Source organism: Elongatibacter sediminis (assembly GCF_037892215.1).
Lineage (GTDB): Bacteria > Pseudomonadota > Gammaproteobacteria > Xanthomonadales > SZUA-36 > Elongatibacter > Elongatibacter sediminis.
Window position 1 is genome coordinate 84,389 of sequence record NZ_JAZHOG010000005.1, and the last position, 19,740, is coordinate 104,128.

The following is a 19,740-nucleotide window of genomic DNA, read 5'->3' on the forward strand; positions in this document are numbered from 1 at the left end:
ATTCACCCATTCGGCATGATAAGCGCTAATTACGCTCGATTTCGGCCACCCTCAATCTTTCAGTTTAATTTGTGTACAATAGATAAATTGGGCCGAAGCATGTGCACCGGCCTGTCTCGTACACACCCGAAGAGGAGTGAAGAATGAAGCGCAATCCCTTGAGCGCCGCGGTGCTCTGCGGCCTCGCGGCCAGTGTCGCCGCCTACCCCGCCGCCGCCCAGCAACGCGTGCTCGAAGAAGTCACGGTAACCGCCACCAAGCGCGAAGCCTCGCTGCAGGACGTCCCCATCACGGTGCAGGCATTGACCGGTGAAACCCTGGACGAACTCAACGTTGGAAACTTCGACGACTACGTCCGGTTTCTGCCCAATGTGAACGCCGGCGGCCGCGGCCCCGGCCAGAACGAGGTTTACATCCGCGGCATGTCCATCGACGCCATCACGGTGATGCTGTCGGGCGCTCAGGGCTCGACCCCGAACGTGGCCATGTACCTGGACGAGCAACCCATCACCGCGCCCGGACGCAATCTGGATGTCTACGTGGCCGACATGGAGCGCATCGAGGTGCTGCCCGGCCCTCAAGGCACCCTGTACGGCATCAGTTCGCAGGCCGGCACCATCCGCATGATCACCAACAAACCCGATGTCACCGAATTCGATGCCGGCTTCAAAGCCAGCATGGCGGACACCAAGAGCGGTGACATGAGTTACACCACCGAGGCATTCCTCAACTTTCCGGTGATTGAAAACACGTTCGCGGTACGCGCCGTGGTCTACAACGCCAGCTACGGCGGCTACATCGACAACGTGGCCGGCCAGTACCAACTCGACCCGGCGGTCAACACCACGCTGCCAGCAGATGCCGACTACAGCCAGGCGGTCGCCGACAACGCCGTGCTGGTCGAAGACAATTTCAACGACGCCACTTATCGCGGCGCCCGGATCAGCGCCAAGTACTGGTTCAATGACGAATGGTCCGGCCAGTTGACCTACATGAACCAGAAACTGGAAACGGACGGCGTATTCGATTACGACCCGGCCGTGGGCGATCTCCAGGTCGAACGTTACTTCGAGGACAGCCTGGAAGACGAGTTCGACCAGATCGCGTGGACCCTGGAAGGCCGCATGGGAGCGCTCGAGGTGCTGTACACCGGCGCCTACCTCGACCGCAACGTGGAGCAATCGGTGGACTACACCGGTTACAACAACGTCGGCGGTTTCATCGCCTATTACACCTGCACCTATACCAACCCCGATTACATCGTCAATTACGGCATCGATCCGAACGTGATCACCGACGTGCGCACCTGCCTGGATCCGACCAAGGGCTTCAAGGGCCAACAGGACATCACGCGCAATACGCACGAGTTCCGCCTATTCTCGCCGCAGGACAAATCGGTTCGCGTGACGGCCGGTGTGTTCTACGATGACTTCGAACTGGAAACCCAGGACGACTATTTCTACCTGCCGCCGGGCAACAGCGAGGCGCTCGGGTTCGCGCAGAACGCACCGATTTCGACCGCGCGCAACATCAACCCGAACGTGCGTCCGGTCGGCGTCGGTTTCTTCAACGACATCACCCGCACCGAGGAGCAGTGGGCGGTGTTCGGCGAAGTCACGTGGGACATCAGCGAGCAGTGGACAGCCGCGCTCGGCTGGCGCTGGTACGACATGGACCTGGACTTCTACGGCTCATCCAATTTCACCAACGGCATTTTCCAGGGCTCGGTCGATTCCGATCGCGGACGCGATTACGACAGCACGTTCGGCCATTCGACCGAACCGCTCAACATCGACGGCAGCGTACCCAAGCTGACCGTAACCTGGCGGCCGACCGACAACCTGATGGTTTACGGCACCTACTCCGAGGGTTTCCGTTCGGGCGGCTGGAACCGGGGCGGCGGCGCGCCGTCGTTCAATCCGTCGTTTCCGACGGTGCCGGTCACGTACGACACGGATGATGTGATCAACTACGAGCTGGGCTGGAAAGCCACCCTGGCCGGCGGCGCCGTGCAGTGGAATGGCGCCGTGTATTACGTGGAATGGGAGGACATGCAGACTTCCCGTTTCGATCCGATCAACGTGTCCATCCTGACCTTCATCGACAACGCGGCGGATTCTGAAATTCGCGGCATCGAAACCGACTTCGTCTGGGCCGCCACGGACAACCTGACTCTGCACGGCGCACTCGCCTACATCGACACGGAACTGACGGCGACCCAATCGACCGTCATCGAGTTGGCTCCGGTGGGCAGCGAACTGGCGCTCACCCCCGAATTCGCCGGCACCCTGCGGGCGCGCTACGACTGGTTCCTCGACTCGATGCAGGTCTACGCCCAGGGCGCGGTGCAGTACGCGGGCGACAGCTGGAGTTCCATCGTCGCCGCCGACCGCCGCAAACAGGACAGCTATACCACCGTGGACCTGTCGGTAGGCACCTGGATCGACAACTGGAACGTGGAACTGTATGTGCGCAACCTGACCGACGAGCGGGCCGACCTGTTCTTCAATGTGCAGGACGACATTCCGCGCATCACCACCAACCGTCCGCGCACCTACGGCATCCGTTTCTCCTACGACTACTGATCCACCAGGCAGGGGCGTTCAGCCCCTGCCTCACCACTCGGTGGTCAGGGCGCTTTCGGCCCCAGAAACCACCACAGGATCAGGCCCAGCACGGGCAGGACCAGGATGACGATCACCCACAGCACTTTCGCGCCGGCGGTCGCGCCGCTGCCAATGACTTTGATGATGGCCCAAATGTCCAGAATTAGGACAAGCAGGCCGAGTATGCCACTACCGGTTCCCATGGTCTTCTCCTGACAAGGCTGACGCCGATGCGCCCACCGAAAGCATACCGCAATCAGCCCGGCAGGCCGATTCGCCGGTTCCACACGTGCAGCAGAATACGGTAGAAATGACACCAGGCGTTCATGCGCAGTACTTCAGTGTGGCGTGGTTCGCGACAGAGATAGGCATGCAGCAGACCTTCGCGCAATGACGGAGCCAGACCGTGGTGCTCCATCACCACCGCAAGGTCGAACATGGGATCACCGATGCCGGCGAACTCCCAGTCGATCGGCCACAGGTGCTCGCCGTCGTCGATCAGGTTGCCGGCAACCGGGTCGTTGTGACACAGGCATTCACGCGGTGGCGGGTCGCGCAGTTCGGCCAGCAGCACATTGGCTTCGTCGGCCCGCTTGCGGGCATCCGGGGTTCCCATCGAGTCCGCGTAGCGGCGAATTGCCCTGCCCGGCTCGAAGCGCGGACCCACGGGCGGCAAGGCATGCAGTTTTCCGAGCAGCGCGGCCACCCGTTTGAGATTGGTGTCGGAATCCAGGTCCGCCGCCGTCCAGGCGCGGCCCTCCAGGTGCGGCCGCAGACTGACCCCGCGATCGGGCGCGCTGAACACAACCGGCGGGGTCAGTCCGGCTTGCGCAACCGCCGCCTGCACCTCGGTCTCGGCGGCGCGGTCCAGCCCCAGGTCTTTCGTTTGCGGCGTATCCACACGCAGCACGAACCGCCCCTCAGCGTTCTCCACCAGCCAGGACGCGCTGGCCGGGCCGTCGGCAAGCTGACCGAGCACACGCGCGTGCGCGAAACCCGGAATCATCAGCAGGGCTTCGCGCGGGCTCATGTCATTCGCCTCGCACCCGCCGCGGCGCCTGCTGCGCAATCCCCCCTGGCGGGCGCAAGCGATTCATGCGACCGGCTCCGGTTCCGGGTCCGGATCCGCCATGCTCGCCCGCCAGCTCCGGTAACCGATGATGATCAGCACCAGATAGCCGACGAACAGCAACGCCGTCAGGAACAGACCGCGGTTCAGATACAGACCCACCGACACGGCGTCGATAACAAACCAGTAAACCCAATTCTCGAGAATTTTCCGTGCCACCATATAGGTCGCGACAATGGCGCCCCAGGTGGTCAGTGAATCCAGGTGAGGCAGGGCCGCGTCGCTGTATTCGGTCAGCAGGTGGCCGCTGGCGAACACCAGAACCAGCACTGCGCCGATGGCGAAGGCGTGACGGGACAACGGCCATGTGCTCACCTTCAGATCCTCGCCGGGTCGTCCGTGCCGGCGCCACTGATGCCAGCCGTAAGCGGCCATCGCCAGGTAGAACAGCTGCAGCACCGACTCCATGTACAGACGCGCTTCGAACATGATGAACAGGTAAATCACGGTACTGATTGCGGCCGCGGCCCAGCACCAGATGTTCTGCCGTATGGCCAGCACCAGGTAGGTGACGGCCAGCACAACGGCAAGCAGTTCCCAGGCCAGCACGCGCCGTCACCCGCCTCAGTCGACCCGCGGAGTCTGCCCGATGGGCTTGTCCACGTTCAGGTACTTGACCACCACAACCACGGTACCGTCGGCGTCCATGACCCGGCGCATGCAGATGTTGATGGCCCCGGTCACGGCTTCGTACTCGCCGCACAACTGCGTACTGAGCTGATTGGTGACGATCTCGACCCCACCGTTGGCGTGTGCATCCAGGTGCCCGCGCAGGTCGTGGATGAAATCCACGATGGTCGAAATCGCGCCGTCGCGCAAGGGGTAGAGACTGAGCTCTGCGGTGATGATCATGGTGTGATATTCCTCGACTCCGATCGGTGCATCATTACTTTGAATCCGTGAAGCGCCGATATTGGTTTTTGTCAGAATTGATAGCGCACGGTCACCCCGTAATTCGCGGGGTCACCGAAACGGGTATACAACGTGTTTTCGAACAACGGCGGCTCATTACCGAAGTAGAAACCGCGCGTGGCATAGTTCTCATCGAAAATATTTCGCCCCCAGGCGGCCACCGACCATCGGCCCCAGGCCTTGCCGACCCGCAGGTTGACGACCTGATAGGACGACGACTTCTGATTGTGGCTGATGTCGAAATAAAACGCATCGCTGGCATTGAAATCCAGACGGCCGAACCAACCGCCGTCCGTTGTCCAGGAGGCACCCAGGTTCAGATTCCACGAAGGTGCGTGGGCGAGATCGCGGTCGATGGCGTTCGGACTCACCGCGGCGGTCTTTTCCGACTCGCGAATCTCGCTGTCGAGCAGCCCGAGTGAGCCGTGCAGGGTCCAGGCGTCGGTCAGGCTCCAGGATAGACTGGTCTCCAGGCCGTTTACCCGGGCGTCCCCATTGTAGGTGACGAACACGAAGCTGTTCGGGTCGAAAGCCACCTGCTGACTCGACTGACTGAGCTGGGCGTCGCGGCGATCCATCGTGAAGACCGCGAAATCGGCGGCGAGGCGCCCGCCCAGGAACAGGCCTTTCAGGCCCAGTTCATAATTCCACAGATACTCGGGCTCATACGGAATGAACTCCGGCCCGAGCAGCGCCACGCCTTGCAGAGCCGCCAGCGACGGATTGAAGCCGCCCGACTTGAAGCCGCGAGCCACTCGGGCGTAGGCTCGAAGATCGTCACGCAGATCGTAACTCAGGGCCAGATGACCGCCCCACAGGTTTTCGTCCGGCCGGCAGTCGAACTGGGTGCAGCTGTTGCCTTCCGGTGGTACACCCGGGTAGTTGATGTCCGACCACTGGTCCTGGTAGTCGGCCTTCCAACGCTCGTAGCGCAGACCGGCGGACAGGGTCCAGGCTGGCGCCAACCGGGCGTCCAGGCTGCCGAACAGCGCCAGTGTGTCGGCCTGGTAGCGGCTCTGGATCTGACGATCGGTCAGACACGGCGCGCAGTAATTCTCCGCGCCGCTGTCGTCGTAGACTCCGGTTGAGGAAATGGCATTGTCTTCTTCCAGCCGGTCGGCGTGTAGGCCGATCACCCAATCGGTCGTGCCTCCGAACAGGCGTCCTGCGCTGGAGGACTGCAGCCGAAACTCCTGGGCCAGGGAATCGCGCTGGCGCGGATTGACGTAGCTGTAATCGTAGATGTAGTTACCGTAACTTCCCCAGAAGTCGTCGTTACCCCAGTCCCCGTCGAAACCATAGCGAATGTCCGAATCGGCAAAGCTGGTGATGGAGACGAAGTCCACCGCGCCACTCAGCGGCCCTTCGAGGCGCAATGACGCCGCGCGGGTTTCCTGCCGGTCTTCGCCTGGCTTGTCCGAGTGCATGAGGTCATCGTTGCGCACGGTGAAAGCGTCGTAGCCGTTGTCGAAATCGAGGTACATCAGGGTGAGCAGCGCGCTCCAGTCGTCCGAGATGGCCCAGTCGAATTTGGCCCGGGCGGTGAGTTCGTCACGGCCATTGGTATCGTCGCGGTCCAGCCACGCATTGTCGCGGAAACCATCCTGCTCGAAGTGCTGCACCGCGATGCGGGCATTCAGGCCGTCGGCCAGCGCCCCGCCCGCGGCGATACCGGCGGAGAACATGCCGTCGCCGCCGCCGTTCAGTTCAGCCGCCAGGGTCGGTGTCGCGGAAGGCCGGGTACTGCGCATGTACACCACGCCGGCCAGGGCACTCGAACCGTAGCGCGCACTCTGCGGACCGCGCAGCACCTCGACCTGGCCGATGTCGAACAGGCCACCGACCGTTCCAACCCCGGACAGGTCGATGTCATCGATGATGAAACCGACTGACGGATTCGGCGCGCCCTCGTACTGTTCACGCTCCCCGAGCCCACGCAGTTGCAGGTAGCGCATGCGCGAAGCCTCGCCCGAGCCATTCATGTTGGGCACCAGCGGAATCAGCTCTTCAAAATGCTGAATGGAGGATCGTTCGATGGCTTCGGCATCGAGCACGGTGATGCTGGTGTCGGTTTCCAGCGGCGAACTCAGCCGGTAGCCGGAAACGACCACCTCTTCCAACAGGGTTTCCGGCCCGGAAATTTCAGATTCCTGCGCGCCCCAGGCCAGCGAAGGCAGCAGCAGAATGGGTATGAGTTTTTTTTTCACGGTATCCTCGGACCAATGACGAAAGGTTCAAGGATCCGGGGTACGGGAGAAAGGTGGGCACAACAGGTCCTCTTCCTACGCCGGTACTAACCGGATCAGGTTCGAAGGGTTCCTGCTACGCAGATCTCAGACCCGTAAGGGCCACCCCCAAGGAACAGGCAAATTGTAATGCAACGCGCCAAGGAGTGAAAGCGGGACTTCCCGCCGTGGCGCCAGCGTGTCCGCAACGCCTTGGCGGCGCGGAAGTAGTCGCGCCAGGCAATCATTCGGGATCGGGGCGCGTCAGGTAGCGCGCCCGGACGAGGGTACATGCATTCCGAACCGATCCCGCGAAACCCTCTCGGCGATCGGTCGGATATGAAAAACCCCGCCGGGCGGCGGGGTTTTTCATCAGGGGTTCGAGTCAATCGGCACGTCGGTGTGAGCGGTGCCGGATCGCACCCCGGTCTCGGCCGTCTTCAGCCGGAGGGAACCACGTTGGACGCCTGCGGGCCCTTGGGACCCTGCTCGACGTCGAACGTTACGGCCTGACCTTCAGCCAGCGACTTGAAGCCGCTTCCCTGGATCGCGGAGAAGTGGACAAAAACGTCCGCGCCACCATCCGCCGGGGCGATGAAGCCGAAGCCTTTCGAGTCATTGAACCATTTAACGGTACCTGTAGCCATTTTTTTTACCTTTAATCAGTACGAATTGCTTAATCAATTGCAGGAGTCATCCGGAATGAATGCAGGAGATACCGTGAAAGGAATTCTGAGCATACGGGATAGACGTGCAACCAACCTTTTTACCAGCCTTCTCGGCAGCACTTCAGGCGCTGTCTCTTTAGGGCTGGCGCCCCATAATGTAGCGCCACACGAAATGAATCTCAAGTAAATCAGTGGTTTTTTGAAACCCGCGACCGCAGCCCACGAACGAAGCATATGATTCCGGTCAGGCTCATCAATACCAGGACGAGCGCCGCGGCCAATGCGATGACGCGGTACGCTACACCTCCCCAGCGGGCAGCATGCAACGGATACATCCAGTTGGCGACGCGATCCCCGACTGGCGCGCGAGTCGCATCCGAGACAGCCAGCACTCGGCCGCTTCGTGCATCGATGTGCACGGTGGAACGACCATAGGGGTGCACTTCGCCCACCTGTCGAAGGCGAAAATAATGAACCGCATTTTCCGGACGCGGTGGTGACCAGGACATCAGTCGCGCCCCCGGGAGCGCCTCGATCACCCGCTCGATCATTCCCCCACTGGGCGGGTCGAATTGCCCCGCGGCCACGACGCGCACCGGTGCGGATGCCCGGGCATCCGGACTCAGCAGGTGATTGAGCAGATTCCTTGCCCCCTGGCCGAACACGACCGCCGACGCAGTGAGCGCGAACAGGATGATGAGGACTGCGGTCAGGACACCAAGGTCGCGGTGCATGCGAAGCAGCGCGGATCTGCTGAGGCGGCGCGGTCGCAGTGATGCAACTCGAAACTGGTGCCGCACAGGCCACCACAGAATCATTCCGCTCACGGCCATCAGCGTGGCCACGAGCCCCAGCCAACCGAGGAGCGAATTACCAAAATCTCCGGCTGCCAGGTGCCGATGAAGTTCGGTTATGACGCCCAGCGGCGATTCAAACCAGGCCCACTCGGCCACAGCACCCGCACCGTCCTGGCGCCACAAGACCTCCCCGGTTTCCAGATACACATGGTAGGCACGGATATCCGGCTGCGGCACCCGGATCAACCGGATCCCGTCGGCGTACTCGGCCTGAATGGCACCAAAAGCCTCGGCAATCTGCGCGGCGGACGGATTGACCCACGGCTCGGACAAGGCGGGAAACCGCAGCGACCAGATTTCCTGCTTGAAGATCAGCACACCGCCAGTTACCGCCAGAATGAACAGCAAGATCGCTGCCACCACGCCGATATAGCGATGCAGGGCGCGTAACCAGCTCACCGGACCGGATCCGTGCTCGCCGACGGTGCTTCGTTGCCCTGGCTCAGAACCGGAAGTTCGCCCGTAACGTAAGGGTCCGCCCACGGCCGGCATTGTAGCGATCGTTTCGCGTGTTGCCCGCCTGGCTGTAGTAGGTCAGGTATTGCTCGTCGAACAGGTTGCTGATGCCCAGGCTGAGCTGTGTCGTCGGGTGCACCGCCCAGGCCACCAGGGCATCCACCGTCGTGTAGCCGTCGAACTCCGCGGTCGCGGCTCCGGCTGCGTTGCGAAAGGTGTTGTCGAAGTAGGTAAACGACTGCAATCGATAGCTGAAGTTACCCGGTGGCGTGATATCGAGAAACAGGTTCATTCGATCCGAGCCCACATCCTGCGCTCCCAGGTCCGAATCGACGCTACCGTCGTCGTCTGAATCAAACCGGCCGTCCAGCAAGGCAATGCCAGCCCCGAGACTGACCCAATCGGTGAAGCGGAACTTGCCGCTGATTTCCCAGCCATCGATCCTGGTCTCCTCACGATTGACGGTAAAGACTCCATCGGCATCAGGCACGAGTCGCACGCCGAAATCGCTCGTCGACTCGAACCACGCGACCTGCACGTTGAATCGGTCGGTGGCGTATTCCGCGCCGAACTCCAGGTTGTCGGTAATCAGCGGGGCCAGGTCGAGAAATGACTCTACCTGGGTATCGAAGGTGTTCACCCCGCGCAGGACGCGGCCCACATCGGGCATGGAAAACCCTTCGGAGTAAGTGCCGTAGAGGCTCAGCGCCTCGTTGGGCCTGACCACGCCGCCAAAATTGATCAGGGTTTCATCGAAATCAGGGCTACCGCCTTGAACGGGAACGCGCTGAAAATCGGAACGGTTGCCCGCCAACGATTCGTAGTCGGCGACATCCAGTTTGGCGGACTCGAATCTAGCGCCGCCGGTCAGCTGAATCCATTCGGTCACATCCCAATCGAGCTGCGCGAATGGTGCCGTGTTCTTGAACCTGGTTTCGGGAACCCAGTCTCGACCGGAGAAAATCAAGGCCTGGGCGGTCTCGTCCTCCAGATAGTCCACGCCGACGATCACCGACAACGGGGAATCGAAAACCTGGTTGTACACCTGCGTGAAGCGCACGCCGGTTTTTTCCGAGTTGTTCTGTGACTGGTCAAAATGAGTTCCGACCGGAGCGATGAGCGGATCCTGGAAGATACCGAACGTCCCGCCGCCGAAATTGCTTGAAAAATCCTGCCGGTAGACCTGGGCGGAGAATCGCCCGCCCAGGAAGTCGAGATGGCCGTAGTTCAGGGTGATCGTGGTGACATCGTTTTCGGCGGGTTCACCGGGGGTGCTGCCCTTTATCGAGGTGGTCGGTATGCCCTGACTGCGGTCACCGTCAACCGAAACGTAATTGTCCTGCATCTGCAGGTTGAACGAGTTGACCATCAACTGAATTCGCTGGTTTTCGTCCGGTTCGAATCCGAGCTTGGCGAAGAAATTCCAGGTTTCCGAGTCCGCGATGTCGCCCTGGGTCTCGTCGATACCCACCGGCTCATCATCGCCATCGTAGAAAAGCCCGCGGTCTTCATAAGTCGCCGAAGCGATGAAGTCCCAGCGCCCGACCCGCTGACCGATGATGTAATTGGCGCGCCATCCAGAGCTGTTGCTGTGGAAGTCGTCGTCAGAGGTGAAACCCAGTTCCGCCCGCTGTTCCAGTTCACCGGTGCGCGATGGACTCAGTGTTTTGTAGTTGATGATGCCGCCGGTTGCGCCCAGCCCCTGTATGGCGTTGGCTCCATATACGATTTCTACTTCCTCGACCACCGCCAGGTCGATGGTGAAGCCGTCACGGCTGCCATCGCGCAAGGGGTTGCTTTGCGGCACGCCGTCGATCAACAGGAGCGGCGAACGCCCACGAAAGGCCTCACCCAATCCGGTCAGCTTTTGACGCGATGGTGAGTAGCTCGGCAGGAGGTTCGACAACATGTCCGTTGGATTAAGGCTCAGGGTCTGCTGAATCCGGATTTCTTCCGATTCAACGAAGGTCACCTTGTTGGATATCGCCTTGTCAGTGCGCGCAGTCCGGGTCGCGCTGACCAGAATCTCTTCCAGCACCCCCGCCCGCTCTTCCGCCTCGGCGCTCTCGTCACCGCCCAACTGCGCCACGGCATTGCCCGTCCCAATGGCCAGACTGAACAATACGGCGGCACAGAGTTGCCGGCGTTTCACCAACGATTTCATGCGGTTTTCTCCTCGGGACAAGCGCGCTTTCAAATGCGAATAATTCTCATTTCAGGCGCTAGTGTAACGACCGAAGGCCAGCCCCGCAACGCCGGAAGCGCCCGACCCCGCGGCCGGTGCTCAGTGCTCAAGACAATCGAACGAATGTGGGAAGTTTGGGACCAGAGGGAGTAATGGGGTCAGAGTAAAGGGACAGAGTAAACGAGCTTTTACTCTGTCCCTTTACTCTGACCCCGGCCTTTCTGACCCCGGCCTTTCACCACTTTATGGATGCGCGCGATATACCAGTTCGCGAATGAGGGTTTCGACCCGCTCGCGGATGTCATCGCGGGTGGCGCGGAATACGTTGAGAACCTCGTCCTCGCCGCCGGCGGCCCGGGCGGGGTCCTCGAGCGGCCAGTGGAGCTTGCGCACGCCGGATGGAAGAATCGGGCAGTGCTCATCGGCGTGGCCACACACCGTGACCACGAGATTGGCCTGGTCCAGCATCGCCGGGCTGACAATGGTGGATTCCTGGCCCGAGATGTCCACTCCGGCTTCGGCCATTACCTGGATGGCGCGGGGATTCTTTCCATGTGCCTCGATGCCGGCCGAGCTGAATTCCAATCCATTGTTATTCAGGTGGCGGCCCCAGCCTTCGGCCATTTGCGATCGGCAGGAGTTCCCGGTGCAGAGAAAGAGGATATTCACGGCAACGTCAGACTGATGAACCATCTTCTAATGTATTCGATAAACATGACAGCTGCGTTTCACCGTGTTGGAGGAATGGGGTCAGAGTAAAGGGACAGAGTAAACGGGCTCTTACTCTGTCCCTTTACTCTGACCCCGGTCGTTTTGACTCTGGTCGTTTGTTGGCAGGCGCTCTGGTTTCGGTGGTTTGAGGCGAGCGCTCCAAAATAAAAGTTGACACTCCGGCGACCCTATGGTCTTATCGGGAGATGCGTTCGGAAACCAGTTCATTGCACGCTTTGTCCGCCATTCGGGTCCGCCCGGCGGGTGCGATGGCTGCGCGACTGAACGTACTGCCTCTGGCTGCGCTTCTTGTGCTCCTTCTTATTATTGGACAAGGCGCGGGCGCAGGCTAGGCAGTAACCGGAACAACCTGAAGAACCCGCACCCAGCAAGTGCGGGTTTTTTTTTGAGACAACGGGAATCGGTGCCAACACCACCGGACGAAACACAGGCAAGCGAGACAGATACCATGAAAAGCGATCAGATCAAGAAAGGCCCGGATCGGGCTGCGGCCCGGGCCATGCTGCGAGCCACCGGCATGGGGGACAAGGAACTGGCGCAGCCGATGATCGCCATCGTCAACACCTGGTCCGACGTCACCCCGTGCAACATGCACCTGCGCGACCTGGCCGAACACGTCAAGTCGGGCATCCGCGCCGCCGGTGGCACCCCGGTCGAATTCGGCAGCATCGTCGTCACCGATGGAATCTCCATGGGTTCGGAGGGCATGAAATGCTCGCTGATGTCGCGCGAAGCCGTTGCCGATTCCATCGAACTGGCCACACGCGGTCACTGCCTGGACGGCGTGGTGGCTTTGGTGGGCTGCGACAAGACCATCCCGGCCGGCGGCATGGCACTGGCCCGGCTGGGTCTGCCGGGGCTGGTGATCTACGGCGGTTCCATCATGCAGGGCAACCACAAGGGCATTCCGATCACGATCCAGGACGTGTTCCAGGCCGTGGGTGCCCACGCGGCCGGCACCATTGACGACGCTGAATTGAAAGAGATCGAATCCGAAGCCTGCCCGGGCGCCGGTGCCTGTGGCGGCCAGTTCACCGCCAACACCATGGCCATGGCGCTGACCGCGCTGGGCCTGTCACCGATGGGCCTCAATGACATCCCGGCCGTGCACCCCGACAAACCCGGCGCCGTGCGACAGGCCGGCGAACTGGTGGTGGAGATGATCCGCGAGAACCGCAACGCGCGTGACCTGGTCACCCACGACTCCCTACGCAACGCGGCCGCACTGGTCACCGCCACGGCGGGCTCGACCAACGCGGTGCTGCACCTGCTGGCCATTGCCCGCGAGGCCGGGGTGGATTTCAGCATCGACGAATTCGACGAGATTTCACGCAAGACGCCCATCATCGGCGACCTGAAGCCGGCCGGCCGGTTCATGGCCCCGGATCTGTTCCAGGCCGGCGGCACCCCGCTGGTGGTCGACCGGCTGAAGAAGGCCGGCCTGCTGACCGACACCCAGACCGTCACCGGTCGCAGCCTGTTCGAGGAATGCGCCAACGTTTCCGAGACCCCGGGCCAGCAGGTCGTGACTGCGTTCGAACAACCCCTGAAACCACGCGGTGGCTTCGGCATTCTGTACGGCAACATCGCACCCGAGGGCTGCGTGGCCAAGCTGGCCGGCCATGGCGATTTTTCATTCACCGGCCCGGCGCGGGTGTTTGAGAGTGAAGAAGAAGCGTTCGCGGCCGTGCAATCCCGCCAGATCAACGCCGGCGACGTCATGGTCATTCGCAACGAGGGTCCCGCCGGCGGGCCCGGCATGCGCGAGATGCTGGCCGTGTCCGCCGCCCTGGTGGGACAGGGTCTCGACAAGGACGTGGCACTGATTACCGACGGCCGATTCAGCGGAGCCACCTACGGCTTCATGGTCGGCCACGTCGCCCCGGAAGCCGCCCACGGAGGCCCCATCGCACTGCTGCGCGAAGGCGACTCCATCACCATCGATGTCGACCGCAAATTGCTCAACACCGATGCAGACCTGGATGCACGCCGGGAGGAATGGAAACCCCGGCCGCGCCAGTACGCCTCGGGCGCGCTGGCCAAGTACGCCCGGCTGGTGTCGTCCGCCTCGCACGGCGCCGTCACCGCTTTTCCCGATTTTGACTGAAACCATTGCCCCAAACCATTACATGAAACCATTGATCAAGGAGTTACCGAAATGACCGCGAAGATGTATTTTGAAAAGGACGCCAGCCTCAAGCCCCTCGAGGGCAAGACCGTGGCCGTCATCGGCTACGGCAGTCAGGGCCGCGCACATGCGTTGAATCTGCACGACAGCGGCGTCGACGTGGTCGTTGGCCTGCGCGAGAACGGGGGATCCTGGAATCGCGCCAAGCAGGACGGCCTGGTCGTCATGACGCCCGCCGAAGCCGCCGCCAAAGGCGACCTGATCGCCATCCTGGTACCCGACATGCAGCAGCCGGATGTGTTCGAGAGCGCCATCGGCCCGAACGCGAAGGAAGGCAGTTCCATCCTGTTTGCGCACGGCTTCAACATTCACTTCGACATGATCACAGTGCCGGAAACCATGGACGTGATCATGGTCGCACCCAAGGGTCCCGGCGACCTGGTACGGCGCCAGTACGAGGAAGGCAAAGGCGTGCCCAGCATCATGGCCGTTCACCAGGATGCCTCGGGCGAAGCCCAGGACCGCGCACTGGCCTATGCCCATGGCATCGGCGGCACCCGCGGCGGTGTCATCACCACCACCTTCGGCGAGGAAACCGAAACCGACCTGTTCGGTGAGCAGGCCGTGCTGTGTGGCGGCATGACCGAGCTGGTGGTCAAGGGCTTCGAAACCCTGGTCGAGGCGGGTTATCAGCCGGAAGTCGCCTATTTCGAATGCCTGCACGAACTCAAGCTGATCGTCGACCTGCTGTTCGAGGGCGGCCTGTCGAAGATGAACCATTACGTCAGCGAAACCGCGCAGTACGGTGATTTCACCCGCGGCCCGCGCGTGGTGGACGACTCCACCAAGGCTCGCATGAAAGAGGTCCTCGAGGATGTTCAGAGCGGCCGTTTCGCCAAGGAGTGGGCCGACGAGTACCGTTCGGGTCTCAAGGAATTCCGCCGCATGGAACGCGAAGACAACGAGCACCTGATCGAGAAGGTCGGCGCCAATCTTCGTGCCCAGATGAGCTGGATCGAGCCCGACGACGCGGACGAATCGTCCGCAGCCTGACCGACACGGGCCGGGTGCGGAACGCTTCGCCGCCCCACCCGGCCGGTTTTTTAACGTGAAAGCGGTGAAACTGGAGCTGAAATCATGAACACGAAGACGAACGAAAACGCCGACAAAGGCAACGACTACGTCTACATTTTCGACACCACCCTGCGGGACGGCGAACAGTCCCCGGGTTGTTCCATGAACCTCAAGGAAAAGCTCCAGGTGGCCCGCGCGCTAGACGATCTCCGGGTCGATGTGATCGAAGCCGGCTTTCCGATCGCCTCCGACGGCGATTTCGAGTCGGTCAAGGCCATCGGCGATCTGGGCCTGAACGCCAAGATCTGCGGCCTGTCGCGCACCCGCCGCGGCGACATCGAAGCTGTCGCCCGCTCGCTGGAAAGCGCGCCCAACAAGCGGCTGCACATCTTCATCGCCACCAGCCCCATCCACCGTGAGCACAAGCTGCGCATGAGCCAGCAGCAGATCATCGACGAGATGACCGCGGCGGTGGCCTTCGGCAAGCAATGGTTCGACGACATCGAGGTGACCGCCGAGGATGCCGGCCGCACCGAGATGGACTACCTGACCGAGTACTTCCAGGCCGCCATCGAGGCCGGCGCCAACGTGCTCAACGTGCCGGATACGGTGGGTTACGTCACCCCCAGCGAACTGCAGGCGCAGTTCCAGCACCTGACCGACCATCTCGACAAACCCGATTCGGTGGTGCTGTCCGCCCACTGTCACGACGACCTGGGCCTGTCGGTGGCCAACTCGCTGGGCGCCATTGAAGGCGGCGCGCGGCAGGTGGAGTGCACCATCAACGGCATCGGCGAGCGGGCCGGCAACTGCTCGCTGGAAGAGGTGGTCATGGCGCTGCGCACGCGGCAGGACCGCTTTGCCCTGCGTACCGGCATCGACACCACCCGGCTGTATCCGACCAGCCGTCTCGTGACCTCGGTCACCGGGTCCCGGGTGCAGGCCAACAAGGCCATCGTCGGGCGCAATGCCTTCGCGCACGAGTCCGGCATCCACCAGGACGGCGTGCTGAAGAACGTCGAGACTTACGAAATCATGCGCCCGACCGATGTCGGCGTGCCGGAAAACTCGCTGGTGCTGGGCAAGCACAGCGGCCGCCACGCGTTTCGCGACCGGCTCGAACAACTGGGTTTTGCCGTGACCAAGGAAAAACTCGAAGACCTGTTCGTCGCCTTCAAGGCCCTGGCCGACCGCAAGAAAAGCGTGTACGACGAGGACATCGAGGCGCTGGTGCTGGGCAACGAGCAGAGCGGGCCGTGGCACCTGGATGCGATTTCCATCCACACCGAGGTGGAGAATTCCGGTCAGTCAGCCGAGGCCAGCGTGAAACTGCGCTACGACGGCCAGGCCCCGCGTATTTTCAGCGGCCGTGGCGACGGACCGGTGAATGCCATCGTCAACGCCATCCGCCAGGCCATGTCCGTCGACATGCATGTCGAGGAGTTCAATGTCAGCGCCGTGTCGGGCGGCAGCGACGCCCAGGGCCGCGCCACCGTGCGCGCCATCATCGGCGCCAGCCGCTACCAGGGCACCGGGCTGTCCACCGACATCGTCGAGGCGGCGGCCAAGGCCATGGTCACCATCATGAACCGCCACCACCAGCACCAGGGCCGCGAACTCGATGACGAGCAGCGCGACCTGAAGGCGGCGGTATAACCGGAGCGGCACAACCATGGCAAAAACATTGTTCGAGAAAATCTGGGACGCCCACGTCGTCAAGCCGGAGTCGACCGCGGACGGCGACGGCGCCCCGGCCATTATCTATATCGACCTGCACCTGGTGCACGAGGTAACCTCGCCGCAAGCCTTTTCCGAGCTCGAGCGGCGCGGCCTGAAAGTCCGCTGCCCGGAACGTTGCCTGGTCACCATCGACCATTCCACGCCCACCCTGCCGCCGGACGCCAACGGCGAACGGCCGTACGTGACCGAGCAGGCGCATCAGCAGGTGGAAACCCTGTACCGCAATTGTGAGAAATACGGCCTGAAGCTCCATGGCTGGGACAGCCCGCACCGGGGCATCGTGCACGTGATGGGTCCGGAAATGGGCGCGACCCAACCCGGCATGACCATCGTATGCGGCGACAGCCACACGGCCACCCACGGCGCCTTCGGCGCGCTGGCGTTCGGCATCGGCACCACCGAGGTCGGCCACGTGATGGCCACCCAGTGCCTGCTTCAGCGCAAGCCGAACACGCTGGGCATCCGGGTGGACGGTGAACTGCGGCCCGGCGTGACCGCCAAGGACGTCATCCTGCACATCATCGGCGAGATCGGCGTCGGTGGCGGCACGGGTTCGGTCATCGAATACCACGGCAGCACCATCCGCGCACTGGACATGGAAGGCCGCATGACGCTGTGCAACATGTCCATCGAGTGCGGTGCCCGCGCCGGCATGGTCGCGCCCGACGAGACCACTTTCGAGTACCTCAAGGGCCGGCCGATGGCGCCGCAGGGCGAGGACTGGGACCGCGCCGTCGAGGCCTGGAAGGCCCTGCCCACCGACGAAGGCGCCCGCTTCGACCGCGAAGTGGTGATCGACGCCGCCGACATTCAGCCCAGCGTGACCTGGGGCACCAACCCCGGCATGGTCATCGACATCCGCTCCGCGGTGCCGCAACGCGATGATGCCGCCGCCCGCGAAGCTTTCGACTACATGCAGCTCCGCCCCGGCCACCCGCTGGCCGGCGAGCACGTGGACGTGGTGTTTATCGGCAGTTGCACCAACTCGCGGCTATCGGACCTGCGCGCGGCCGCCTCCATCCTGCGCGACCGGCAGATCGCCGAAGGCACCCGCGTACTGATCGTACCGGGCTCCGAGGCCACCAAACAGGCCGCCGAAGCCGAGGGCCTGCACGAGGTCTTCCTCGCCGCCGGAGCCGAATGGCGCGAAGCCGGCTGCTCGATGTGCATCGGCATGAACGGTGACATCGCGCAAGAGGGCGAACTGGTGGTGAGCACCAGCAACCGCAACTTCAAGGGTCGCCAGGGCCGTGGCGCCAGAACCGTGTTGGCGAGCCCGCTGACCGCGGCCGCCAGCGCCGTGACCGGCAAGGTGACCGATCCGCGTGAATTTCTGACCGAACCGATGGAGGGCGCCGCATGAGCACACAAGCGCAAGGCGTTATCGAATCCCGCACCTTCGTGCTGGCGCAGGAAGACATCGATACCGATCAGATCATTCCGGCCCAGTTTCTCACCACCACCGAGCGCGAAGGCCTGGGACAGTTCTGCTTTTATCAGTGGCGCTTCAACCCGGATGGCAGTCCGCGCCAGCCCGGCGCGCTGGACGACTACGACCCGCAGCGCCAGCAGGTGCTGGTGGCCGGCCACAACTTCGGTTGCGGCAGTTCGCGCGAACATGCCCCCTGGGCCCTGCTCGACATCGGCTTTCGCGCGGTGATCTCCAGCCAGTTCGCCGACATTTTCCGCAACAACTCGCTGAAGAACGGCCTGCTGCCAGTGGAAGTGAGCGAGGAAGTCGCGCGGTTCCTGATCGAACACCCCGATCACGAAGTGCGAATCGACATCCCGGCCACACAGATCCATATCGCCGAACTCGGCACCTATGACTTTCCGCTGGACCGCTTCTCGGCGCACTGCATCACCGAGGGCATCGACCAGCTCGACTACCTGATCCGACACGAAGAGGACATCGCCCGACATGAGCAACGCCGCGCCGGCTGACAATCACCAACACCGCATCGTCGCCGTTCCCGGCGACGGCGTCGGGCCCGAAGTGTACGCCAGCGCGTGCACGGTACTGGACGTGCTGTCCAGCCGCTTCGGTTTCGGCATCGACATTGACGAGCAGCTCATTGGCGGGGCGGCCATCGATGCGACCGGCAATCCGTTGCCGGATGAAACCGTGGCCGCCTGCCGCGACGCCAAGGCCGTGCTGCTGGGCGCCGTCGGCGGCCCGAAGTGGGATGCACAACCGCGCGAACTGCGCCCCGAGCGGGGCCTGTTGCGTATCCGCTCCGAACTGGGGCTGTACTGCAACCTGCGCCCCATCGTCACCCACCCCACCCTGCACCGCTTTTCACCGGTCCGCCCCGAACGGCTCGACGGCGTGAACGTGATGATTGTGCGCGAGCTCACCGGGGGCATTTATTTCGGCGAAAAACGGCGCGAGGGCGATGTCGCCGAAGATGTGTGCCGTTACACCGCAGACGAAATCACGCGCGTGACCCGGCAGGCCGGCCGTCTGGCCATGCAGCGCGACCGCCGTATCGTGCAGGTCGACAAATCCAATGTCATCGAGACTTCGCGCCTGTGGCGCGAGGTCACCGAGCGGGTGATCGGCGAGGAATTCCCCGAGGTCAGCCTGGAGCACCTCTACGTCGACGCCGCCGCGATGCATCTGCTCTCCAAGCCCGCCAGCTTCGATGTGATGCTGACCGAGAACCTGTTTGGTGACATCCTCTCCGACGAAGCCTCGATGCTGTGCGGCTCCATGGGTCTGCTGCCCTCCGCCTCGCTGGCCGATGGCGACTTCGGTCTGTACGAACCGGTACACGGCTCGGCTCCGGACATCGCCGGCCAGGGCATCGCCAACCCCTACGCCATGCTGCTTTCGATCGCCATGATGCTGCGCCTTTCGCTCCATGAAACCGAAGCCGCCGACGCGCTGGACTCCGCCATTACCGATTGCTGGTCCGACGGCGTACTCACTCTCGATCTGGTGCCCGAAGGTGTTGGCACCGAAGCCGTCACCGAGGCCGTCTGCCGCCGACTTACCGGCGCGGCCGCCGCATCCCGGACCGCCTGA

At 62.6% G+C, this 19,740-nt stretch carries 16 protein-coding genes and 1 riboswitch; of the genes, 7 read left to right on the top strand and 9 right to left on the bottom strand.

The window, feature by feature from the left end; all coding sequences use genetic code 11:
* The first annotated feature begins 143 nt into the window (after window positions 1–143).
* Window positions 144–2,585: a TonB-dependent receptor gene (locus tag V3330_RS08865; protein WP_354695053.1), complete on the top strand. Its 2,442-nt coding sequence runs from the start codon at window positions 144–146 to the stop codon at window positions 2,583–2,585.
* A gap of 44 nt (window positions 2,586–2,629) precedes the next feature.
* On the opposite strand, the gene V3330_RS08870 is transcribed toward V3330_RS08865, so the two are convergent.
* From V3330_RS08870 to arsC, 9 genes are all read right to left on the bottom strand, one after another.
* Window positions 2,630–2,809 (bottom strand): PLD nuclease N-terminal domain-containing protein, encoded by a 180-nt coding sequence (locus tag V3330_RS08870; RefSeq protein WP_354695054.1) that lies wholly within the window; start codon window positions 2,807–2,809, stop codon window positions 2,630–2,632.
* A gap of 53 nt (window positions 2,810–2,862) precedes the next feature.
* Entirely contained in the window at window positions 2,863–3,636 is a 774-nt protein-coding gene (locus tag V3330_RS08875; RefSeq protein WP_354695055.1) for a phosphotransferase, read from the bottom strand.
* A gap of 63 nt (window positions 3,637–3,699) precedes the next feature.
* Window positions 3,700–4,284: a nicotinamide riboside transporter PnuC gene (pnuC, locus tag V3330_RS08880; RefSeq protein ID WP_354695056.1), complete on the bottom strand. Its 585-nt coding sequence runs from the start codon at window positions 4,282–4,284 to the stop codon at window positions 3,700–3,702.
* A gap of 15 nt (window positions 4,285–4,299) precedes the next feature.
* Window positions 4,300–4,587, bottom strand: coding sequence for a hypothetical protein (locus V3330_RS08885; protein ID WP_354695057.1), 288 nt, complete (start codon window positions 4,585–4,587; stop codon window positions 4,300–4,302).
* Window positions 4,588–4,658: 71 nt separating this feature from the next.
* Window positions 4,659–6,854, bottom strand: a complete 2,196-nt coding sequence (locus tag V3330_RS08890; protein WP_354695058.1) for a TonB-dependent receptor — start codon at window positions 6,852–6,854, stop codon at window positions 4,659–4,661.
* A gap of 55 nt (window positions 6,855–6,909) precedes the next feature.
* Window positions 6,910–7,013, bottom strand: a riboswitch (TPP riboswitch).
* Window positions 7,014–7,312: 299 nt separating this feature from the next.
* Complete coding sequence (cspE, locus tag V3330_RS08895) at window positions 7,313–7,519, bottom strand: transcription antiterminator/RNA stability regulator CspE (protein ID WP_354695059.1); 207 nt, start codon at window positions 7,517–7,519, stop codon at window positions 7,313–7,315.
* A 209-nt stretch (window positions 7,520–7,728) separates the two neighbouring features.
* On the bottom strand, window positions 7,729–8,796 hold the full coding sequence (locus V3330_RS08900; RefSeq protein ID WP_354695060.1) for a PepSY-associated TM helix domain-containing protein: 1,068 nt from the start codon (window positions 8,794–8,796) through the stop codon (window positions 7,729–7,731).
* A 43-nt stretch (window positions 8,797–8,839) separates the two neighbouring features.
* Window positions 8,840–11,017, bottom strand: coding sequence for a TonB-dependent receptor (locus tag V3330_RS08905; RefSeq protein WP_354695061.1), 2,178 nt, complete (start codon window positions 11,015–11,017; stop codon window positions 8,840–8,842).
* A 264-nt stretch (window positions 11,018–11,281) separates the two neighbouring features.
* On the bottom strand, window positions 11,282–11,731 hold the full coding sequence (arsC, locus tag V3330_RS08910; protein WP_354695062.1) for an arsenate reductase (thioredoxin): 450 nt from the start codon (window positions 11,729–11,731) through the stop codon (window positions 11,282–11,284).
* 487 nt (window positions 11,732–12,218) lie between these two features.
* Between arsC and ilvD the strand changes: the two genes are divergently transcribed.
* The 6 genes from ilvD (at window position 12,219) to leuB (ending at window position 19,740) form a co-directional block, all read left to right on the top strand.
* Window positions 12,219–13,877 carry a dihydroxy-acid dehydratase gene (gene ilvD, locus V3330_RS08915; protein ID WP_354695063.1) on the top strand — a complete coding sequence of 553 codons (1,659 nt, stop codon included), beginning with the start codon at window positions 12,219–12,221 and terminating at the stop codon, window positions 13,875–13,877.
* Between the two features lie 51 nt (window positions 13,878–13,928).
* Complete coding sequence (ilvC, locus tag V3330_RS08920; RefSeq protein ID WP_354695064.1) at window positions 13,929–14,951, top strand: ketol-acid reductoisomerase; 1,023 nt, start codon at window positions 13,929–13,931, stop codon at window positions 14,949–14,951.
* Window positions 14,952–15,035: 84 nt separating this feature from the next.
* Window positions 15,036–16,628, top strand: a complete 1,593-nt coding sequence (locus V3330_RS08925) for a 2-isopropylmalate synthase (protein ID WP_354695065.1) — start codon at window positions 15,036–15,038, stop codon at window positions 16,626–16,628.
* 16 nt (window positions 16,629–16,644) lie between these two features.
* Window positions 16,645–18,075, top strand: coding sequence for a 3-isopropylmalate dehydratase large subunit (gene leuC / locus V3330_RS08930; protein WP_354695066.1), 1,431 nt, complete (start codon window positions 16,645–16,647; stop codon window positions 18,073–18,075).
* The gene (leuD, locus tag V3330_RS08935; RefSeq protein ID WP_354695067.1) at window positions 18,072–18,656 is read left to right on the top strand and encodes a 3-isopropylmalate dehydratase small subunit; all 585 of its coding nucleotides are present in this window, start codon (window positions 18,072–18,074) and stop codon (window positions 18,654–18,656) included. The genes leuC and leuD overlap by 4 nt, the downstream gene beginning before the upstream one ends.
* Window positions 18,634–19,740: a 3-isopropylmalate dehydrogenase gene (gene leuB, locus V3330_RS08940; protein ID WP_354695068.1), complete on the top strand. Its 1,107-nt coding sequence runs from the start codon at window positions 18,634–18,636 to the stop codon at window positions 19,738–19,740. Before leuD ends, leuB begins: the two co-directional genes overlap by 23 nt.

What these genes read in the sequence shown, in the direction of transcription:
- leuB (WP_354695068.1), top strand. Translation starts at nt 18,634, where the DNA reads ATGAGCAACGCCGCGCCGGCTGACAATCACCAACACCGCATCGTCGCC.
- V3330_RS08870 (WP_354695054.1), bottom strand. Translation starts at nt 2,809, where the DNA reads ATGGGAACCGGTAGTGGCATACTCGGCCTGCTTGTCCTAATTCTGGAC.
- ilvD (WP_354695063.1), top strand. Translation starts at nt 12,219, where the DNA reads ATGAAAAGCGATCAGATCAAGAAAGGCCCGGATCGGGCTGCGGCCCGG.
- V3330_RS08885 (WP_354695057.1), bottom strand. Translation starts at nt 4,587, where the DNA reads ATGATCATCACCGCAGAGCTCAGTCTCTACCCCTTGCGCGACGGCGCG.
- V3330_RS08905 (WP_354695061.1), bottom strand. Translation starts at nt 11,017, where the DNA reads ATGAAATCGTTGGTGAAACGCCGGCAACTCTGTGCCGCCGTATTGTTC.
- cspE (WP_354695059.1), bottom strand. Translation starts at nt 7,519, where the DNA reads ATGGCTACAGGTACCGTTAAATGGTTCAATGACTCGAAAGGCTTCGGC.
- V3330_RS08925 (WP_354695065.1), top strand. Translation starts at nt 15,036, where the DNA reads ATGAACACGAAGACGAACGAAAACGCCGACAAAGGCAACGACTACGTC.
- V3330_RS08875 (WP_354695055.1), bottom strand. Translation starts at nt 3,636, where the DNA reads ATGAGCCCGCGCGAAGCCCTGCTGATGATTCCGGGTTTCGCGCACGCG.
- arsC (WP_354695062.1), bottom strand. Translation starts at nt 11,731, where the DNA reads ATGGTTCATCAGTCTGACGTTGCCGTGAATATCCTCTTTCTCTGCACC.
- V3330_RS08865 (WP_354695053.1), top strand. Translation starts at nt 144, where the DNA reads ATGAAGCGCAATCCCTTGAGCGCCGCGGTGCTCTGCGGCCTCGCGGCC.
- ilvC (WP_354695064.1), top strand. Translation starts at nt 13,929, where the DNA reads ATGACCGCGAAGATGTATTTTGAAAAGGACGCCAGCCTCAAGCCCCTC.
- leuD (WP_354695067.1), top strand. Translation starts at nt 18,072, where the DNA reads ATGAGCACACAAGCGCAAGGCGTTATCGAATCCCGCACCTTCGTGCTG.
- leuC (WP_354695066.1), top strand. Translation starts at nt 16,645, where the DNA reads ATGGCAAAAACATTGTTCGAGAAAATCTGGGACGCCCACGTCGTCAAG.